The sequence below is a fragment of the Streptomyces seoulensis genome, from assembly GCF_004328625.1.
GTDB classification, from domain to species: Bacteria; Actinomycetota; Actinomycetes; order Streptomycetales; family Streptomycetaceae; genus Streptomyces; species Streptomyces seoulensis.
The window spans coordinates 2,398,462-2,417,906 of the sequence record NZ_CP032229.1; the positions used below are offsets into that span (position 1 = coordinate 2,398,462).

General features: G+C 71.3%; 14 protein-coding genes and 1 rRNA gene. 2 read left to right on the plus strand and 13 right to left on the minus strand.

What is annotated here, in order from left to right:
• Positions 1-287: 287 nt before the first annotated feature.
• Together D0Z67_RS11145 and D0Z67_RS11155 are read right to left on the minus strand one after the other, a co-directional pair.
• A 16S ribosomal RNA gene (locus D0Z67_RS11145) occupies positions 288-1,813 on the minus strand.
• A gap of 569 nt (positions 1,814-2,382) precedes the next feature.
• Positions 2,383-3,390, minus strand: coding sequence for a stage II sporulation protein M (locus D0Z67_RS11155; RefSeq protein ID WP_031184364.1), 1,008 nt, complete (start codon positions 3,388-3,390; stop codon positions 2,383-2,385).
• 140 nt (positions 3,391-3,530) lie between these two features.
• Here D0Z67_RS11155 and D0Z67_RS11160 point away from each other — a divergent pair, with 140 nt between their 5' ends.
• Positions 3,531-4,415, plus strand: coding sequence for an RDD family protein (locus D0Z67_RS11160; protein ID WP_031184363.1), 885 nt, complete (start codon positions 3,531-3,533; stop codon positions 4,413-4,415).
• A 13-nt stretch (positions 4,416-4,428) separates the two neighbouring features.
• On the opposite strand, the gene D0Z67_RS11165 is transcribed toward D0Z67_RS11160, so the two are convergent.
• The 8 genes from D0Z67_RS11165 to D0Z67_RS11200 form a co-directional block, all read right to left on the minus strand.
• Positions 4,429-5,043, minus strand: coding sequence for a hypothetical protein (locus D0Z67_RS11165; protein WP_031184362.1), 615 nt, complete (start codon positions 5,041-5,043; stop codon positions 4,429-4,431).
• Positions 5,044-5,162: 119 nt separating this feature from the next.
• The gene (gene ahcY, locus D0Z67_RS11170; protein ID WP_031184361.1) at positions 5,163-6,620 is read right to left on the minus strand and encodes an adenosylhomocysteinase; all 1,458 of its coding nucleotides are present in this window, start codon (positions 6,618-6,620) and stop codon (positions 5,163-5,165) included.
• A gap of 373 nt (positions 6,621-6,993) precedes the next feature.
• A complete protein-coding gene (locus tag D0Z67_RS11175; RefSeq protein ID WP_031184360.1) occupies positions 6,994-7,974 on the minus strand; it encodes a cation diffusion facilitator family transporter in 981 nt (326 codons plus the stop codon).
• A 151-nt stretch (positions 7,975-8,125) separates the two neighbouring features.
• A complete protein-coding gene (gene manA / locus D0Z67_RS11180; protein WP_031184359.1) occupies positions 8,126-9,274 on the minus strand; it encodes a mannose-6-phosphate isomerase, class I in 1,149 nt (382 codons plus the stop codon).
• 51 nt (positions 9,275-9,325) lie between these two features.
• Positions 9,326-10,453, minus strand: coding sequence for an SIS domain-containing protein (locus tag D0Z67_RS11185; protein WP_031184358.1), 1,128 nt, complete (start codon positions 10,451-10,453; stop codon positions 9,326-9,328).
• Positions 10,454-10,509: 56 nt separating this feature from the next.
• The gene (locus D0Z67_RS11190; RefSeq protein ID WP_020940431.1) at positions 10,510-10,680 is read right to left on the minus strand and encodes a Trm112 family protein; all 171 of its coding nucleotides are present in this window, start codon (positions 10,678-10,680) and stop codon (positions 10,510-10,512) included.
• 85 nt (positions 10,681-10,765) lie between these two features.
• On the minus strand, positions 10,766-12,127 hold the full coding sequence (locus D0Z67_RS11195; protein WP_031184357.1) for a phosphomannomutase/phosphoglucomutase: 1,362 nt from the start codon (positions 12,125-12,127) through the stop codon (positions 10,766-10,768).
• Positions 12,128-12,199: 72 nt separating this feature from the next.
• Positions 12,200-12,619, minus strand: coding sequence for a DUF3499 domain-containing protein (locus tag D0Z67_RS11200; RefSeq protein WP_031184356.1), 420 nt, complete (start codon positions 12,617-12,619; stop codon positions 12,200-12,202).
• A gap of 320 nt (positions 12,620-12,939) precedes the next feature.
• On the opposite strand from D0Z67_RS11200, the gene D0Z67_RS11205 reads away from it, so the two are divergent.
• Positions 12,940-13,392: a metallopeptidase family protein gene (locus D0Z67_RS11205; RefSeq protein ID WP_199812255.1), complete on the plus strand. Its 453-nt coding sequence runs from the start codon at positions 12,940-12,942 to the stop codon at positions 13,390-13,392.
• Between the two features lie 39 nt (positions 13,393-13,431).
• On the opposite strand, the gene D0Z67_RS11210 is transcribed toward D0Z67_RS11205, so the two are convergent.
• The 3 genes from D0Z67_RS11210 to D0Z67_RS11220 all read right to left on the minus strand — a co-directional run bounded on the left by D0Z67_RS11210 (position 13,432) and on the right by D0Z67_RS11220 (position 19,053).
• Positions 13,432-14,922: a DUF5719 family protein gene (locus D0Z67_RS11210; protein WP_031184354.1), complete on the minus strand. Its 1,491-nt coding sequence runs from the start codon at positions 14,920-14,922 to the stop codon at positions 13,432-13,434.
• Positions 14,919-18,587, minus strand: coding sequence for a glycosyltransferase family 2 protein (locus D0Z67_RS11215; RefSeq protein WP_107059683.1), 3,669 nt, complete (start codon positions 18,585-18,587; stop codon positions 14,919-14,921). The genes D0Z67_RS11210 and D0Z67_RS11215 overlap by 4 nt, the downstream gene beginning before the upstream one ends.
• Before the next feature lie 202 nt (positions 18,588-18,789).
• On the minus strand, positions 18,790-19,053 hold the full coding sequence (locus tag D0Z67_RS11220) for a WhiB family transcriptional regulator (RefSeq protein ID WP_030377564.1): 264 nt from the start codon (positions 19,051-19,053) through the stop codon (positions 18,790-18,792).
• Positions 19,054-19,445 lie beyond the last annotated feature (392 nt).

The following is a 19,445-nucleotide window of genomic DNA, read 5'->3' on the forward strand; positions in this document are numbered from 1 at the left end:
CTCGCGTCCACTGTGCAGTTCTCAAACAACGACCAGCCACCCATCACCCCGAACCAACCGGTTCGAGTGCACTGGGGCCGGCGAAAGAGGGGATTCATTCCCTCAGACACCCAACAGCGTGCCCGACACCCCTCTCCGCTTCCATCCGTTCCACGCCGAAGCAGTACTAGGAGAAAGTCAGTGAAGTGTGCCGAATAGTCAACGTTCCACCCATGAGCAACCAGCATCGAACATTCGCCGATGTACTGGCCCCTGACCAACCGAAGTTGGTAAGAAGTGCTCCTTAGAAAGGAGGTGATCCAGCCGCACCTTCCGGTACGGCTACCTTGTTACGACTTCGTCCCAATCGCCAGTCCCACCTTCGACAGCTCCCTCCCACAAGGGGTTGGGCCACCGGCTTCGGGTGTTACCGACTTTCGTGACGTGACGGGCGGTGTGTACAAGGCCCGGGAACGTATTCACCGCAGCAATGCTGATCTGCGATTACTAGCAACTCCGACTTCATGGGGTCGAGTTGCAGACCCCAATCCGAACTGAGACAGGCTTTTTGAGATTCGCTCCACCTCACGGTTTCGCAGCTCATTGTACCTGCCATTGTAGCACGTGTGCAGCCCAAGACATAAGGGGCATGATGACTTGACGTCGTCCCCACCTTCCTCCGAGTTGACCCCGGCAGTCTCCTGTGAGTCCCCATCACCCCGAAGGGCATGCTGGCAACACAGAACAAGGGTTGCGCTCGTTGCGGGACTTAACCCAACATCTCACGACACGAGCTGACGACAGCCATGCACCACCTGTACACCGACCACAAGGGGGGCACCATCTCTGATGCTTTCCGGTGTATGTCAAGCCTTGGTAAGGTTCTTCGCGTTGCGTCGAATTAAGCCACATGCTCCGCTGCTTGTGCGGGCCCCCGTCAATTCCTTTGAGTTTTAGCCTTGCGGCCGTACTCCCCAGGCGGGGCACTTAATGCGTTAGCTGCGGCACCGACGACGTGGAATGTCGCCAACACCTAGTGCCCACCGTTTACGGCGTGGACTACCAGGGTATCTAATCCTGTTCGCTCCCCACGCTTTCGCTCCTCAGCGTCAGTAATGGCCCAGAGATCCGCCTTCGCCACCGGTGTTCCTCCTGATATCTGCGCATTTCACCGCTACACCAGGAATTCCGATCTCCCCTACCACACTCTAGCTAGCCCGTATCGACTGCAGACCCGAGGTTAAGCCTCGGGCTTTCACAATCGACGTGACAAGCCGCCTACGAGCTCTTTACGCCCAATAATTCCGGACAACGCTTGCGCCCTACGTATTACCGCGGCTGCTGGCACGTAGTTAGCCGGCGCTTCTTCTGCAGGTACCGTCACTTTCGCTTCTTCCCTGCTGAAAGAGGTTTACAACCCGAAGGCCGTCATCCCTCACGCGGCGTCGCTGCATCAGGCTTTCGCCCATTGTGCAATATTCCCCACTGCTGCCTCCCGTAGGAGTCTGGGCCGTGTCTCAGTCCCAGTGTGGCCGGTCGCCCTCTCAGGCCGGCTACCCGTCGTCGCCTTGGTGAGCCATTACCTCACCAACAAGCTGATAGGCCGCGGGCTCATCCTTCACCGCCGGAGCTTTTAACCGCAGACCATGCGATCCACAGTGTTATCCGGTATTAGACCCCGTTTCCAGGGCTTGTCCCAGAGTGAAGGGCAGATTGCCCACGTGTTACTCACCCGTTCGCCACTAATCCCCACCGAAGTGGTTCATCGTTCGACTTGCATGTGTTAAGCACGCCGCCAGCGTTCGTCCTGAGCCAGGATCAAACTCTCCGTGAATGTTTACTCGGCCAGTAAACTAATACAGCCGGTCGACACACACGAGAGCGGAACCATCGGAGGAATAGTCCGATGGTTCACAGCGTCCTCGCTGTGTTTTTTCAAAGGAACCTCGTCCCAGTCAGTGACTGGAGACGGGGTTATCAACATATCTGGCGTTGACTTTTAGCACGCTGTTGAGTTCTCAAGGAACGGTCGCTTCCTTTGTACTCACCCTCTCGGGCTTTCCTCCGGGCTTCCCTTCGGTGTTTCCGACTCTATCAGATCTTTTTCCGATCCGATTTCCTCGGTGCTTTCCAGTTCTTCGCTTTCGCGTTTCCCTTTCCGGCGGTTCCGACTCTATCAGAAGTTTTCGGCCGGTCTTACCGGCTTCATTTCCGATTTATCGGGGGTTGCTTCTCGGAAGTCGCATTCAGCGATGTTCTGACGAAGCGAGATAAAGCTTAATGGTTAGCCTTGAACTTGTCCAGCTCCAGGCAACTGTTCAACTCTACCTCCCCGCTCCACCCGTGTCAACAGGTTTTGTGGGGCGATGAGGAGACTAGCAGCTCTGCGGGGTCCTCCGCACATCAGGCGGCGGTGGGGACGGTGGAGCTGCGTTCGGCCTCCAGGAGGTCACCGGTCTCCCCCTCGCGCACGGCCCGGCCGCCCAGGACGTAGACGTAGGTGAGGAAGGCCAGCTCGGCCAGGACGCCGATGGTGACGCGGGCCCAGGTGGGCAGGCCGGACGGGGTCACGAAGCCCTCGATGGCGCCGGACACGAAGAGCACCAGGGCGAGGCCGATGGCCATGCCCACGGCGGCTCGGCCCTCTTCGGCGAGCGCGGTGCGGCGGGTGCGCGGGCCGGGGTCGATCACGGTCCAGCCGAGGCGCATGCCCGTGCCGGCGGCCACGAAGACCGCGGTGAGTTCGAGCAGGCCGTGTGGGAGGACGAGGCCGAGGAAGGTGTCGAGGCGCCCAGCGGAGGACATCAGGCCGAAGCCGACGCCCAGGTTCAGCATGTTCTCGAACAGGATCCAGAGGACCGGAAGGCCCAGGAAGATGCCCAGGACCAGGCAGAGCGCGGCCGCCTGGGCGTTGTTCGTCCACACCTGTGCGGCGAAGGAGGCGGCAGGGTGGCTGGAGTAATAGGTCTCGTAGCCGCCGCCGGGGCGGGTCAGTTCGCGGAGGTGACTGGGGGCGGCGATCGACGCCTGTACCTCGGGATGGGTGCCGATCCACCAGCCGAGGGCGATCGCCACGGCCGTGGAGACCAGGGCGGTCGGCACCCACCAGTGGCGGGCGCGGTAGACGGCGGCCGGGAAGCCGAGGCCCAGGAAGCGGGTCACGTCGCGCCAGGACGCGCGGCGGGTTCCGGTGACGGCGCTGCGGGCGCGGGCCACCAGCTGGCTGAGCCGGCCGGTGAGCTGGGGGTCCGGGACGCTGGAGCGGATGAGGGAGAGGTGTGTCGCGGTGCGCTGGTAGAGGGTGACGAGTTCGTCGGCCTCCGCGCCGGTGAGGCGGCGTCGGCGGCGGACCAGGGCGTCGAGGCGGTCCCACTCGGCCCGGTGTGCGGAGACGAAGACGTCCAGGTCCATCGGGTCTGCCTGCTCCTCGACTCGTCGTGGCCAGCCGCCACCGGACAACGGGACACTGTCAGCTTGTCCTACCGGGATGCGATGCGCCCTCAGCTTGGCAGACTTGCGGCACAGGGGTGGGCGAGGGAAGGACGGCGGGCGTGAGTGAGCTGGTGACCGGTGAGGCGGTGGCGCTGGAGCTGCGGCCCGCGAAGCTGCCGAGCAGGGCGTTGGCCGTACTGATCGATCTGATCGTGGCCGTGCTCGTCTACCTCGCCGTGGTGATCGGGCTCGTGGCGGCCACCTCTTCACTGGACGATGCCGCACGGGCCGCGCTGTCGGTGGCGGCCTTTCTGCTGGTGCTGGTCGGCGGGCCGATCGCGGTGGAGACCCTGAGCCATGGGCGCTCGCTGGGGAAGCTGGCGTTCGGGCTGCGGGTGGTGCGCGACGACGGGGGGCCGGTGCGGTTCCGGCACGCGCTGGTGCGCGGTGGGGTCGGGATGATCGAGATCCTGATGACGTTCGGAGTGGTGGCATGCATCGCCTCGCTCGTCTCGGAGCGGGGACGGCGGCTCGGGGACGTGTTCGCGGGGACGCTGGTGGTGCGGGAGCGGATTCCGGTGGGGCGGGCCGGTGTGGCGCCGCCTCCGCCGCCTGAGTGGGCGGGACGGTTCGCGGAGCTGGATCTGTCCGGCGTGCCCGACGGGCTCTGGCTGGCCGTGCGGCAGTACCTGACGCGGATGCACCAGCTTCAGCCGCAGGTCTCCTGGTCGATGGCGTCGCGGCTGGCCGCCGATGTGGCCGCGCGGACGGGTGTCTCTGTGGCACCGGACCTCCAGGCGCAGCCGGCCGCGTTCCTGGCGGCCGTGGTGCACGAGCGGCAGAGCCGGCAGGCGCGGCAGCAGCCTCGCTACGAGAGCGGTGGGGAGCGAGCGGTGGCTGCCGCCCCTCCCCCGGTCGTCGGTCCGGTGCCGCGGAAGGCGGACGGTGACAAGGCGCCGGAGCCCCCGCGGAGCCGGTCGACGGGGTTCGCGCCGCCCGCCTAGCCGGCCGGGTCGGTCAGCTGAACGTGGACGGTGGGGTCTGGAGGTCCTCCAGCTCGATGCCGGGGGCCGAGAGGACCACGTCGCCGGCGATGTGCACGGAGTGCCTTTCCCCAGTGTCCAGGGCTGTGACCTGGTATTCGTCCACGAGCAGGGGGCCGTTGTCAGTGGCGTGTGCTTCTCTGTCGATCAGTGCCCAGGACTGGTCCACGGTGCGGGGGGCGAGGACCGGGTCGGTGAGGGCGACGAGGCGTACGCGGGTCGCGGAGGAAGAGGGGGTGAGGCGCAGGAGGCGTGCGGTGGCGACGAGGAACGCCGGGGACGTGCCGGTGAAGGCGTGGGCGGGCACATTGCCCTCCGTCGCCTCAAGACCGGCCGGGTCGGTGCGGACCCAGGTGACGCCGTCGAGGGCGGCGCCGCGCACCTGCCAGCCGCCGGCGTGGAGTTCGAGGCGGAGGGGGCGGCCGAGGTCGTCCAGGGCGAGGTCGACCGAGCCCTGGTGCGCGCCGTCGGGAGCGGTGAGCTGGGAGACGTAGCGCCAGCCGGAGGGGCCGGGGGCGCACTGGAAGTGTTCTTCTGCGAGGGGGGTGTGATCGTGCGGGTCGTGGAGCGAATATCGGCCGCGCGGCATGGCAGGTCCTGGGGTCTGGCGGGCTGACGGTCCGGTCCGGGGCCGCTGGTCCGGCGCAAAGGGCAGGCCCCCGGCACGGGGGTGCGGGGGCCTGCCTTCAGTACTGCGGGATCAGCGGCTCAGTAGCGGTAGTGGTCCGACTTGAAGGGACCGTCGACCTCGACGCCGATGTACGAGGCCTGCTCCGGGCGGAGCTGGGTGAGCTTGACGCCCAGCGAGTCCAGGTGGAGGCGGGCGACCTTCTCGTCCAGGTGCTTGGGGAGCACGTAGACGCCGGTCGGGTACTCGTCGGGCTTGGTGAACAGCTCGATCTGGGCCAGGGTCTGGTCCGCGAAGGAGTTGGACATCACGAAGGACGGGTGGCCGGTGGCGTTGCCCAGGTTCAGCAGGCGGCCCTCGGACAGGACGATGATCTTCTTGCCGTCGGGGAAGGTCCAGGTGTGGACCTGCGGCTTGACCTCGTCCTTGACGATGCCGGGGATCTGCGCGAGGCCGGCCATGTCGATCTCGTTGTCGAAGTGGCCGATGTTGCCGACGATGGCCTGGTGCTTCATCTTGGCCATGTCGGCGGCCATGATGATGTCCTTGTTGCCGGTCGTGGTGACGAAGATGTCGGCCTTGTCGACGACCTCGTCCAGCGTGGTGACCTGGTAGCCGTCCATGGCCGCCTGGAGCGCGCAGATCGGGTCGATCTCGGTGACGATCACTCGGGCGCCCTGGCCGCGGAGGGACTCGGCGCAGCCCTTGCCGACGTCGCCGTAGCCGCAGACGACGGCGGTCTTGCCGCCGATGAGGACGTCGGTGGCGCGGTTGATGCCGTCGACGAGGGAGTGGCGGCAGCCGTACTTGTTGTCGAACTTCGACTTGGTGACGGCGTCGTTCACGTTGATCGCCGGGAAGAGCAGGACGCCGTCGCGCTGCATCTCGTACAGGCGGTGGACGCCGGTGGTGGTCTCCTCGGTCACGCCGCGGATCTCGGAGGCGAGCTGGGTCCACTTCTGGGAGCCGTCGGAGATGGTGCGGTTGAGCAGTTCGAGGATGACGCGGTGCTCGTCGTTCTCGGCGGTGTCGGGCGAGGGGACCTTGCCGTCCTTCTCGTACTCGACGCCCTTGTGGACGAGGAGGGTGGCGTCGCCGCCGTCGTCCAGGATCATGTTCGGGCCGCCGGTGGGGCTGTTCGGCCAGGTCAGCGCCTGCTCGGTGCACCACCAGTACTCGTCCAGGGTCTCGCCCTTCCAGGCGAAGACGGGGACGCCCTGGGGGTTGTCCGGGGTGCCGTTCGGGCCGACGGCGATGGCGGCGGCCGCGTGGTCCTGGGTGGAGAAGATGTTGCAGGAGGCCCAGCGGACCTCGGCGCCGAGGGCGACCAGGGTCTCGATGAGCACGGCGGTCTGCACGGTCATGTGCAGGGAGCCGGTGACGCGGGCGCCGGCCAGGGGCTGCGCCTCGGCGTACTCCTTGCGGATCGACATCAGGCCGGGCATCTCGTGCTCGGCGAGGGTGATCTCCTTGCGGCCGAACTCGGCCAGGGAGAGGTCGGCGACCTTGAAGTCCTGTCGGTTGTCGACAGTGGTCATGGCGGGCTGCTCCTCGAAGTCGGGGCGAGGTGGGTACGGCTGGTCTGCACGGCGACGGACACAGGGGTGCCCCGAGAAGAGGACACAGGCATGCCCGCGTACGCGCAGCGCAGTCCGTCGGAGGCCCTCTCTCCCTCGGCCGGTCCGTTGCGGGACCGCCCGACCGCCATCAGCAGCGACGTCTGGCTCCGTCCCAAGCTACACCGGAGGGCGGGGCGCGCCCCAGTCCGCCTTCGGACAGTGCGCGCCGCCCGGGTGACGGATGTGGCGCGAACGGGTGGGTGCGGGGCGGGGTGTCCGGGTGTGCCGAGGCCCCCGGCGCGACCGGTGGGGACCGGGGTGCGGCGGGGGCCTCGGTGCGGGTGCCGGGGGCTCAGTGGTCGGTGGCGTGGGGGTTCGGGCCGCCCGGCGTGGCGAGCGGGTCGGGGCCCTTGGCGGCCTCGGCGGCGCTGTAGATGTCCGGCTCCAGGTAGATGACGCGGGCGATCGGGACGGCCTCGCGGATGCGGGCCTCGGCGCGGTTGATCGCGTTGGCGACCTCGGCGGCCGTGTCGTCGTGCTGGACGGCGATCTTGGCGGCGACCAGGAGTTCCTCGGGGCCGAGGTGGAGGGTGCGCATGTGGATGACGCCGGTGACGGTGTCGCCGTCGACGATGGCGGCCTCGATCTTCTTGACGTCCTCCAGGCCGGCGGCCTCGCCGAGCAGCAGGGACTTGGTCTCGGAGGCGAGGACGAGGGCGATCAGGACGAGCAGGACACCGATGCATACGGTGCCGATGCCGTCCCAGACGCCGTTGCCGGTGAGCAGGGCGATGCCGACGCCGCCGAGGGCGAGGACCAGGCCGATGAGGGCGCCGAAGTCCTCCAGCAGGACGACGGGCAGCTCGGGCGCCTTGGCGCGGCGGATGAACTGGGCCCAGGAGAGCTTGCCGCGCAGCTCGTTGGACTCCTTGATGGCCGTGCGGAAGGAGAAGCCCTCGGCGATGACGGCGAAGACGAGGACGCCGACCGGCCAGTACCAGTGCTCCACCGGGTGGGGGTGGCTGATCTTCTCGTAGCCCTCGTAGATGGCGAACATGCCGCCGACGGAGAAGAGGACGATGGAGACGAGGAAGGCGTAGATGTACCGCTCGCGGCCGTAGCCGAAGGGGTGCTGGGGGGTGGCCTCGCGCTGGGCCTTCTTGCCGCCGATGAGCAGCAGGAACTGGTTGCCGGAGTCGGCGACCGAGTGGACGCCCTCGGCGAGCATCGACGAGGAGCCGCTGAACGCGAACGCCACGAACTTCGATGCCGCGATCGCCAGATTGGCGCCGAGTGCCGCCACGATCGCCTTGTTACCGCCTGACGCGCTCATGAGTTCGCGTTTTCCCTTCGCCCTTGTCGCCTTCTCGGCACCCCCGCACGGCTCTTGTGCCCCCACGGGTCGCTTCTTTGCACGTGCTTTGCCGGTGGGTCATTGTTGCAGTCCCACCGGCGTGCGGTGCCTCAGGTATCCACAGGGACGGTCATACGATCACAGTGGCGCGGAACAGCGTGCCCTCGCCGGACGCCTCCACCTTCTCGCCGGCCGGGACGAACACGGACCGGCCGGGCAGCAGGCCATGATCGCCGACGCGGACCGAACCGGCCGTGCAAAGCAGGATCTGCGGGGTCGCCAGGGTCAGGTCGCGGGTGGTCTCGCCGGGCAGGACCCAGCGGGAGAGCCGGAATTCGTCGATGGGGGTCTCGTAGACCTCCTCGCCGTCCGGGGACGCCTCGGGGCGCAGGACGCCGGGGTCGCTCGCCTCGAAGCGGACCACGCGCAGGAGTTCGGGGACGTCGATGTGCTTGGGGGTCAGGCCGCAGCGCAGGACGTTGTCGGAGTTGGCCATGATCTCGACGCCGAGGCCGTCCAGGTACGCGTGCGGGATGCCCGCGCCGAGGAACAGGGCCTCGCCGGGCTGGAGCCGGACGTGGTTGAGCAGCATGGCCGCGATCACGCCGGGGTCGCCGGGGTAGTCACGGGCCATGTCGGCGTACGGGGTGTACGGGCCGCCGAGGCGGGCGCAGGCGGCGGTCGCCTCGGTGACGGTGTCGGCCATCTCCGCGCGGTCGGCGGTGAGGATCGCGGTGAGGACCTCGCGCAGGGCAGCGTCCTCGGGCTGGGCGCGCAGCAGGTCGGCGTACGGCTTGAGGGAGCCGACGCCCAGGCCGTCGAGCAGGGCGGCCGCCTCGGCGGGGGCGCGGAAGCCGCACAGGCCGTCGAACTCGGTGAGGGCGCAGATGAGTTCGGGCTTGTGGTTGGCGTCCTTGTAGTTGCGGTCGGGGGCGTCCACGGGGACGCCCCGGCGCTCTTCCTCCGTGTAGCCCTCGCGTGCCCGGGCCAGGTCGGGGTGGACCTGGAGGGAGAGGGGGGCGCCCGCGGCGAGGATCTTGAGCAGGAAGGGCAGGCGGGGGCCGAACTTCGCCACCGCCTCGGGACCCAGTTCGAGCTCCGGACCGGCGTCGATGACCTCCGTCAGAGTGCCGCGCGGGGTGCGCGAGGGGGCGCCGGGGTGGGCGCCCATCCACATCTCGGCCTGCGGTTCGCCGGTGGGCTCGGTGCCCAGCAGCCGCGGGATGGCGGTGGTCGAGCCCCAGGCGTAGGGGCGGACGGTGTTGTCGAGGCGGTCCATGTGTCTTCTCTGTCTCCGTACGGGCGCCGCGCGCGGGTGCCCGGGGTCAGCTCAGGCGCCGGCGGCGAGCGCCAGGTAAACGGCGGCGAAATCGGTGACGGCGATCAGGTCGGCGAGGGTCTCCAGTTCGCCGCCCTCCTCCGGTTCGAGTTCGCTGATCGGGGTGTCGTGGCCGAGTGCCAGGTCGCGGGCGGCGGGGGCCGCGGTGAGGCCGCCGAGGGGGCGGTCCCGGAGCAGCACCACGCGCGCGTGCATCGCGGGCGCCTCCTCGACACGGTCGCGGAAGAAGTCGTCCGGGTCCGCGCGGGCGGCCAGCGGGCCGGAGAGCAGCGCCTCGTGCGCGGCGAGCGCCTCGGGGAGTTCCGCCACCAGGGCGGGACGGCCCGCGAGTTCGGCCAGGGCGGCGGCGAAGCGGCGGCCCGCCGGGCCCGCGGAGGTGCCCTCCGTCCAGACGACGGGGAGGGCGTCGGCGAGTTCGGCGGCGAGCGTCTTGGCCGCGTTGCCGTAGGTGGCGATCGCGGGGCCGCAGTGCTCGGCGACGTGGTCGAGGCGGTCGGCCACCTTCTCCAGCGCGTCGGGCCCGGCGCTCAGCAGGCCGACACGGTCCAGGAGGGCCAGCAGCGGGGTGAGCAGCGCCCAGAAGACGCCGGAGGAGGACGCGGCGACGGGCTCGCCCTGGTCGTACGGGGCGGTCGCCATCGGGATGAACATGCCGTGCGCGCCCGCGACGGCCTCCGCGAGGGGGGTGCCCGCCGGGGCGACGGCCACCACGGAGCAGCCTCTGCGGTACGCCTGTTCCGCGAGGAGGCCGAGGCTCGGTTCGCCGCCGTCGGGGGTGGCGATCAGCAGCAGGTCCACGGAGCCGGCCCAGCCGGGCAGTTCCCAGCGCAGGGCGCCGGGGGCGGGGGCCACTCCGGTGGCCTCCAGGCGGATCACCGGGCTGCCGGGGCCCGCCAGGGTGCCGAGGAGGTCGGCGGTGTGGGTGGCGGCGGCGCCGGGGCCCGCGATCAGTACGGCGCGGGGGCGGCCGTCGGGCTGGAGCGCGCCGACTCCGGCCTCCACGGCGTGCCGGGCCGCCGTACGCACCCTCGCGCCGGCCTCGGCCGCGCCGCGCAGCAGCCCTCGGCGGTCGGCCTCGGCGAGGCCCTCCGGGGTGTCCAGGAGCGATTCGTCGAGCATGAGCGGGGTGCCTCCGGTCGCCGGGGTCCTACTGCGCGGGGTGTGTCGGCGGTGCGTTACGCCGGGCGGCGGGCCTCGTCGACCAGGAGGACGGGGATGCCGTCGCGGACGGGGTACGCCAGGCCGCAGTCCTGACCGGTGCAGATCAGCTCCGCGTCCTGCTCCTTGAGGGGGGCGTGGCAGGCCGGGCAGGCCAGGATCTCCAGGAGACCGGCTTCGAGCGGCATGGGGGGTCCCTTCGGGCGGAAACGAGGTGCTGGTCAGGGTACCGCGAGTCGCTCCGCGGGTTCTTAGGGATCTTTCCCGCTCGGCCTATGCGCGGATGATCGCCAAGACCTCGTCCCTGATCCTCGTCATCGTCGCCTCGTCCTTCGCCTCCGCGTTCAGGCGGAGCAACGGCTCCGTGTTGGAGGGGCGCACGTTGAACCACCAGGTGGGGGTGGAGACGGTCAGGCCGTCGAGCTCGTCCAGGGTCGTGTCGGGCAGGGCCTCGTACGCCGTGCGGAGGGCGTCCAGGCGGGACTGCTGGTCGGTGACCGTGGAGTTGATCTCGCCGGAGCCCGCGTAGCGGTCGTACTGGGCGGTGAGGGTGGAGAGCGGGGTGGGGTGGGTGCCCAGGGCGGCGAGGACGTGGAGGGCGGCCAGCATGCCGGTGTCCGCGTTCCAGAAGTCCTTGAAGTAGTAGTGGGCGGAGTGCTCGCCGCCGAAGATCGCGCCGGTACGGGCCATCTCCCCCTTGATGAAGGAGTGCCCGACGCGGGTGCGGACCGGGGTGCCGCCGTGCTCGCGGACCACCTCGGCGACCGTGCGGGAGGTGATCAGGTTGTGGATGACCGTGCCCGTACCCCCGTTGCGCGCGAGTTCGCGGGCGGCGACCAGGGCGGTGACGGCGGACGGGGAGACCGGGTCGCCGTTCTCGTCCACGACGAAGCAGCGGTCGGCGTCGCCGTCGAAGGCGAGGCCGATGTCGGCGCCCTCCTGCACGACCCGCTTGCGCAGGTCCACGATGTTGGCCGGGTCGAGCGGGTTGGCCTCGTGGTTGGGGAAGGTGCCGTCCAGCTCGAAGTACATCGGCACGACGGTCAGCGGCAGCCCCGCGAGGACCGTCGGGACGGTGTGGCCGCCCATGCCGTTGCCCGCGTCCACGACGACCTTCAGCGGGCGGATCGCGGTCAGGTCGACCAGCGAGCGCAGGTAGGCGGCGTAGTCGTCGAGGGTGTCGCGCGCGGTGAGGATGCCCGGCGCGGCGGCCGGGGCCGGGGCACCCGTCTCCAGCCACCGCTCGACCAGGGCGCGGATGTCGGCGAGCCCGGTGTCCTGGCCGACCGGGGCGGCGCCCGCGCGGCACATCTTGATGCCGTTGTACCGCGCCGGGTTGTGCGAGGCGGTGAACATCGCGCCGGGCAGGTCCAGCGCGCCCGAGGCGTAGTAGAGCTGGTCCGTGGAGCAGAGGCCGATCTCGGTGACGTCCACGCCCTGGTTCAGCGCGCCGCGCGCGAAGGCGTGGGAGAGGCCGGGCGAGGAGGGGCGCATGTCGTGGCCGACGACGATCGCGGTCGCGTCCGTCACCTCGGCGAAGGCGGCGCCGAAGAGTTCGGCCAGGGCCTCGTCCCACTGGTCGGGAACGACTCCGCGCACGTCGTACGCCTTCACGATCTGCGACAGATCTGCCACGGCCGGCCCTCCTGAAAGTCCATTGGGGGCCCAAAACTACCCGTTGGGGTGCGTGGCTGCGGGGAGGGTGGCTCAGTTGTCGGGCGAGCGGAGGACCCGCAGGTGGCCGCGCCGGGCGACTTCCATCGGGTCGGCGGTGCGGGCGCCGCCCGCTCCGGCCGCGCGCTCCTGCGGACGGGCCGCCTCGCGGACCGCGTTGGCCAGCGCCTCCAGGTCGTCGCCGCTGGGGCGGGCCGGGGCGGAGCCGTCGAGCAGCCGGACGACTTCCCAGCCGCGCGGGGCGGTGAGGCGCTCGGAGTGCTCGGCGCACAGGTCGTAGCAGTGGGGCTCGGCGTAGGTGGCGAGGGGGCCGAGGACCGCGGTCGAGTCGGCGTAGACGTACGTCAGCGTCGCAACGGCGGGTCGGCCGCAGGCGGTGCGCGAACAGCGACGTACAAGGCTCACGATGTTGGACGGTACCGCACTCTTGAGCGGGCCGCGACGACTCTCCACCAGGTCACTGTCCCGTGTCGTGGCACGCGGGGCCGCGTGAGCCCTCTCGGGGCTCCTCCGGTGCGCGCGCCGGGCGAGGGTGCATCCGGTGATGATCCGGGACAAAGTCCGGCGGGCGGCGTCGGTTCTCGGCCACCCGGCGCGTCCACCGTGGCCGGAACCGTCGGGCGGGGGCGGGAGACGACTGAGCGAACACCGGGAGAAAAGTGCGCGAAGAGGCCGGGGAGGTGATGCGAAGGGACGGTCGCACGGGCGGGGAACGGGCGGCCCTCGCGTGGAACCGGGCGCCGGGGACGGGCGGGGACTACGCTTCTGCGGTGATGGACGACCGTGTACCGCCCCGTGCCGCAGGTCCCCGACCCCGACGCCGTGATCGACACGGGCGGGGCATGCGGGGCCCCGTCGCACCGCCGCAGGTGCCGCTGGCCGCCAGCCGCGCCGAGCTGTTCGCGGACCTTGTGCGCGACTCCGTGGAACGGCTGGAGCGGCGCTGGCAGCAGCTCGCCGAGGTGGAGTTCCTGGTGATGGAGGTGCCCCGCCTCGAGGGCACCGGTGACGAGCCGTGGGGCGACGAGGGCGTGCCGCTGGGCGGGATCATCCCCGCGCGGGACGGCCGCCGGGCGCGCGTCGTGGTCTACCGGCGGCCGGTCGAGATCCGTACCAAGGGGCGCGACGAACGCGCCGAGCTGGTGCACGAGGTGGTCGTGGAGCAGGTCGCCGAGCTGCTGGGGCTGACCCCGGAGAGGGTGGACCCCCGGTACGGCGAGGAGTAGCGGGCGGCCGTCCCCGAGGGCGGCCGCCCGGCGCCCGCTCTACCGCTGGAGCACCGACAGGTCCTGCTCCGCGCGCGGCACCGCCACCAGGCCCCGGTCGCTCGGGAGGGTCTGGATGGTGAAGCCGGGGACGCCGTCGGAGGAGCCCGTGAGCATGCGGGCGGCGTAGACCGGGCCGCCGGAGACGGGTTCCACGGTCAGCGCGTAGGTGCCCTTGCCGCCCGTGGGAGCGCTGATGTCCTGGCTGGTGCCGCCCTTGACCGTGTACGTCTTCGTCGCGGGCGATCCTCCGCCGCTGCCCGCCGAGGCGGTGACCTTGACGGTGGCGGTGGCCGTGGGCGCGGTCAGGGACAGGGTGGTGCCCTTGGCGCTGTTGTCGGCGGCGGTGGCCCGGCGGCCGACGGGGGCGGTGGCCGGGATGTACGCCGTCTCCTGCGCGCTTCCCTTGCCGCGCACCACGCGCAGCGCGGCGACCACGGGGACCGCCTTGTCGGTGGGCGTGAGGAGCAGCGAGCCCGGCTCGCCCCGGGTGACCGGGCCGAGGTCGACGGCGCTGGTCATGCCCGCCTTGACGTGCACGGTCTCGTTGCCCGCCGGGGTGATCGAGCCGTCCGGGGAGGCCAGGCGGACCTTGAGGTCGGCGTCGTCGTCGCCCGGGGTGAAGGCGACCAGGCGGACGTCGGTGGCGTCCTTGGGGATGCCGGGCAGGACCAGGCTGCCGGCCGGGTCGGCGGCCGCGGGCAGCCAGTCGCCGCCGCCCGCGTCGTCCTGGGCCTGCACGGTGGCGCCGACCCGGCCGCTGCGCACGCCGACGTGCACGGTCAGGTCGGTCTGCGCGTCGTCGGTGAGCGTGGAGAGCAGCACCGGCTCGCTGGAGTGCGGGGGCACGGTGATGCCGTCGGTCACCGTGGTCTTCACGGCGCCGGACTTGCCGTACAGCTTGATGTCGACGACCGCCGCCGCGTCGTCGGGGTTGGTGAGGTGGACGTAGTCGGTGCGGCCCTTGGCGGTGCTGGCGCCGGGGAACCAGAAGTCGGTGTCGGCGGGGGTGCAGGTGACGCCCTGGAGGCCGCTTCCGGTGCCCGCGGCGATCCGGGTGGTCTCCTGGACGGTCCAGCCGGGCGCGTACTTGCCGTCGGCGGTGCCGATCAGGGCGGGCGTGTCGCTGCCGGAGGTGTCGCCCACGGCCGGGGTGCCCGGCGGCTTGGGGGTGAGCACCGCCTTGTCCTTCTTCGCGGCGCCCTTGCCGCCCTTGCCGCCGTCGGCCGACTGCTCGGCGGCCGCCTCCAGCGCGGCCTTGCCGCCGCTGTCCGCGCCCTGGGTGACGGGCGTGAACGAGGTGTACGCGGTGTCGGCGATGTCGGAGAAGCTCGGCGCCGGGCACAGCAGGCCGGTGCGCTCCACGGGCCGCTCGGTGGCGCTGCCGGCCGCGTCCGTGCCGGGAGCGGCGGGCGGGTCGAAGGCGGCGAACCCGGTGACGGCGGCCAGGGCGACGGTGCAGGTGATCAGGGACAGGGTCGTGCGGTTCACTGCTGGCTCCCGTCGTGGCGCTCACTGCCGTCGCCGTAGGGCGGCTGCTGGGCGGGGTCGTAGCCCTGCGGGTGCGCCGCCGGGTCGTACGGCTGCTCCTGCTGCGCTCCGTACCCGTAGGGGTCGTAGGGCTGCTGGCCGTAGGCATCGGGGTGGTACGCGCCCTGGTCGTACCCGGGGTGCTGGTACGGGGCCTGGTAGGGGTCGGCGGGGTAGGCCGCGTACTCGGGGTCGGCGTAGGTGTTCGTGCCGGTGTCCCAGTCGGCGTAGGGCTGTTGGTGCGGGATGACCGGCTGCTCCTGCTGTCCGTACGGCGCGGCTTCCGGCTCCTCCTGGGGGGCCTCCGGGACCTCTGCGGGCTCGCCGGTCTCCGCGGCCTCCTCGGCCTCGGCCTCGGCCTGGGCGCGCAGGCGGCGGGCGCGGCGGCCGTCGCCCTCCATGGCCTGGGCCGGGATCGGCTGCTCCTCCTCGGGGAGGTCGTCGTCGACGTCGCGGCGGCGGCCGGGCAGGGCGAGGACGACCAGGAGGACGGCGAGCGCGCCCTGCACCCACAGCCAGACGGTGTGGGTGAACGGGGCGTCGTAGGTGACGTCCAGCTTGCCGCCGCCCGCCGGGAGTTCGAAGCCCTGCGCCCAGCCGTCGACGGTCTTCGGGGTGAGCGGCTTGCCGTCCAGGGTGGCGGTCCAGCCGTCGGAGACGGCGTCGGCCAGGCGCAGCACGCGGCCGGCCGAGCCCTGGGGGACGGTGGTGTGGATCTCCACCGGGCCCGCGGCGACGGCCTGCGGGGTGCCGGAGCCGCCCGCGCCGATCAGGGTGGCGCGGGAGACCTCCCGGTTGACACGCCACAGGGCGTTGCCGTTCTGCTGGCTGAGCCGGTTCAGGCCGGGGGTGGCGTCCAGTACGCGGGTGATCTGGCGGGGGGTGCCCTGGTGGACGAGGACGTAGCGGACGGCGAAGCCGCCGAGCTGGCCGGTCTGGTCGGCGCCGGAACCGGCGACCAGGTTGGCGACGACCTTGTCCAGGCCGGTGTCGGAGCCGTCGGCGGCGGCGATCTCGCCGTCGCCCATGCGGGCACCCGCGCCCCGGACCAGGGTGTAGCGGACCCGCGCGGTGGAGTCGCTGTCGAGGACCAGGGTGCGGGCCTGGTCGCGGGTGCCGGCGTCCTCGGCGACGAAGGCGGGCACCTGGGCGGGGTCGCGGCGCTCCAGGGGGCCGTCGGCGCCCCGGAACATCCAGCCGGCGGCGGCGACCACCGGGCCGACGGCGCAGGCCAGCGCGATCAGCGCGGCGACCGGCTGGCGCCAGCCGAAGCTCTGCTCGGCCACCCGCGCGCGTGCCCCGTCGGCACCGAGCGCGGCGGCGGCCAGCAGGGCGATGCCGTAGACCAGGGTGGCCGGGCCGGCCCAGGCGGAGCGGTTGGCCAGCACCGCGAGCAGCAGCCCGGTCAGCGCGACGGCCCAGGCGGCGCGGATGCCCAACTGGCGCTCGGAGCGCAGCAGGGCGGCCAGCGCGGCGAGCACGATGCCGATGAACAGCAGGCCGGTCAGGGTGCCGGGCCCGCCGGGGCTGGTGCCCAGCAGGTCGGAGGCGGAGGCCGCCGAGGCACCGAAGTCCAGCCCGGCCTCGGTGAAGAAGCCGGTCGGCAGCAGGGTCAGCGACCAGGGCGCGAGGACCAGCAGCGGGGTGCCGAGCTGGGCCAGGAAGCGCAGGAGGTACGGGACCGGCTCGGAGCGGCGCAGCACGAGCACGCCGATGCCGAGGACCAGCGCGGCGGGCCAGACCACGGGGGTGAACGCGGTGGTGATGGTCAGCAGCAGCGCGTACGCCCAGGTGGCGCGCCAGCTGCCGCGCCCCCCTGACGGGTGCGCGAGGCCGGCGGCGGCGACGCCCGCGCGGGCGATCAGCGGCAGCAGCACGGCGAGTACGGCGGTGCCGATGCGGCCCTGCGCCAGCGCGCCCGTGGTGGCGGGCAGGAAGGCGTACGCGACGGCCGTCCAGGCGCGCAGCAGCCGGGAGCTGACGAGGGGCCGGGAGGCGAAGTAGGCGGTGAAGCCGGCCAGTGGCACCGAGCAGACCAGCAGCACGGTGACCGCGAGCCCGGTGGAGCCGAGGAAGAGCGAGGCGAGCGTCGCCACCACCGCGAGGTAGGGCGGCGCGGAGGTGGTGCTGCCGGCGCCGACCGGGTGCCAGGCGTCGGCGAAGCCGGCCCACAGGTCGCTCGCGCCGGGCGGGACGGGCAGCAGCGCGCCTCCCGCGAGGGCGCCGCCGCCGAGCAGGGCGCGGCAGGCGGCCAGGGAGATCAGCAGCAGGGCGAGGAAGAGCACCGGGCCGGGTTTGCGGGCGATGCGCTTGAGCCGGGCGAACTGCTCGATCTCCAGGAAGTCGGCGTCGTCGCCGCCGGGTCCGGACTCGACCGCGCTGCCGTGGCGGCCGGCCGAGGTGTCGACGTCGGAGTTGCTGGAGAAGTTGGCGGCGACCTGCTCGGCCGTGGCGCGGATGGTGGCGCCGGGCGGCGGGAACAGCTGCCGCAGTTCGTCCTTGTCGAGCTGGGAGGGGCCGCGGCTGCGGCGGGCGGCGAGGATGCGCTCGGGGCGCAGCAGGACGCCCAGCAGGCCGCGGATCTCGTCGAGGGCCTGGCCGGGCACCTTGCCGACGAGGTAGGCGAGGGTGCGCAGCACGGTGCCGACGACCAGCCGGAGCAGCACCCAGGGCAGCGCGGCCGTGCGGGTGTTGGCGAGCAGGGTGTGGACGGCACCGGCCTTGTCGACCTTGTGCGGGGAGGCGGTGGTGCGGCCCGCGCAGTCGACGGCGCGGCGCTCGCGGGAGGCGGCCTCCGCGTGCCGGACGACGGCGTCGGGGGCGATCAGGACGCGGTAGCCCTCGGTGTGGGCGCGCCAGCACAGGTCGACGTCGTCACGCATCAGGGGCAGCCGGCGGTCGAACCCGCCGAGCCGCTCGAAGACGTCACGGCGGATCAGCATGCCCGCGGTGGAGACGGAGAGCACGGTGCGGACGTGGTCGTGCTGGCCCTGGTCCTGCTCGCGGCGGTCCAGACCGGTCCAGCGGCGGCCGGAGTTGGCGATGGAGACGCCGACCTCCAGCAGTTGCCTGCGGTCGTACCAGCCGCGGAGCTTGGGGCCGACCACGGCCACGTCGTCGCGGCCGAGTTCGAGTTCGTTGTCGACGACCCGGAGCAGCTGGGCGAGCGCGCCGGGTTCCGGGGCGCAGTCGTCGTGCAGCAGCCAGAGCCACTGGACCGGCTCGCCGTAGGGCAGTTCGGGCAGGTCGTAGGCGTCGTCGCGCCAGGTGCGGGTGGCCGGGTCCCAGCTGTTCGGGCGCCTGAGGTAGGGCAGGTCGTCCGGGGTGAGGACGGGGGCGAGGCGGGTGGCCTCGTCCACGGCCTGGCCGAAGCCGGTGCGCCGGGCCAGGTGGACCACGGCCTCGTCCCCCAGGGTCTCGGCGACCAGTTGGGCGGAGTCGTCCGCGCTGCCGGTGTCGGCCGCCACCGCGTACTGCACGGGGCGCTCCTGACTCAGCAGCCCGGCGAGCGCGTCGGGCAGCCAGCGGGCGCCGTCATGGGTGACGAGGACGGCCGTCACCACATGGCGCGGGAACTCGGGCGTGGCAGCGTCGTGTTGGGCTGCCGTATGGCTGTGCACGGACATCGAGGTACGGGCCCCGGTTCGATGGACTGCGGTGGACGCCTGTGCCCATCAAGGACAACGGGGCGTCTCGGACGAGCGCCCACACTATCGGTCGGTCATGACGACGGCCCGCCGCCTGTGGACAACCCACGTGCGACGGGCCGTTCGCCCCGTATGTGCGTGTGCGCGGCGGCCGTTCGCCGGCCGTCGGCGCGGGCGCCGGTCAGACGGCGGCCTTCTTCAGACGGCGGCGCTCCCGCTCGGACAGGCCGCCCCAGATGCCGAAGCGCTCGTCGTTGGCGAGGGCGTACTCCAGGCACTCGGAGCGCACCTCGCAGGCGAGGCAGACCTTTTTCGCCTCTCTCGTGGAGCCGCCCTTCTCGGGGAAGAAGGACTCGGGATCGGTCTGGGCGCACAAAGCGCGCTCCTGCCAGCCGAGTTCCTCGTCCGCGTCGTCGACCAGCAGTTGCTCCACCAGCTCGGTCATGTGCGCCCCTCGTCTGTTCTTCACGTCCCCGTGCCTGGCCGGTCGCGGCCGAACGACACGAGTGAAATTACAAGTGTGCTGCTCCGAGCGAGTCAAGCCGAGATCTGCTATTGAGCCCGTTATTCACTCTGCGGAACCAAGGCCCTGCGTTAAGTGTTCAAATCGGCATAAACGTTCACGCACGACTGAGGACCCGAGGGGTGCCGCCCGGATGTGCGCCATGTGTCCCGAGTACCGGGTGCACAAACCTTTCGCCTGAGAGATGCACCGGATGAGGTGACGGACGTCCCTCGAACCGGGCCCCGAGTTGACAGCACAGGTATGAACCGCTGTCCTAGGGGGCATGCTCGCCGACTTCGCAGCCACGACGACCCGCACCGCCGGGTCCTTCG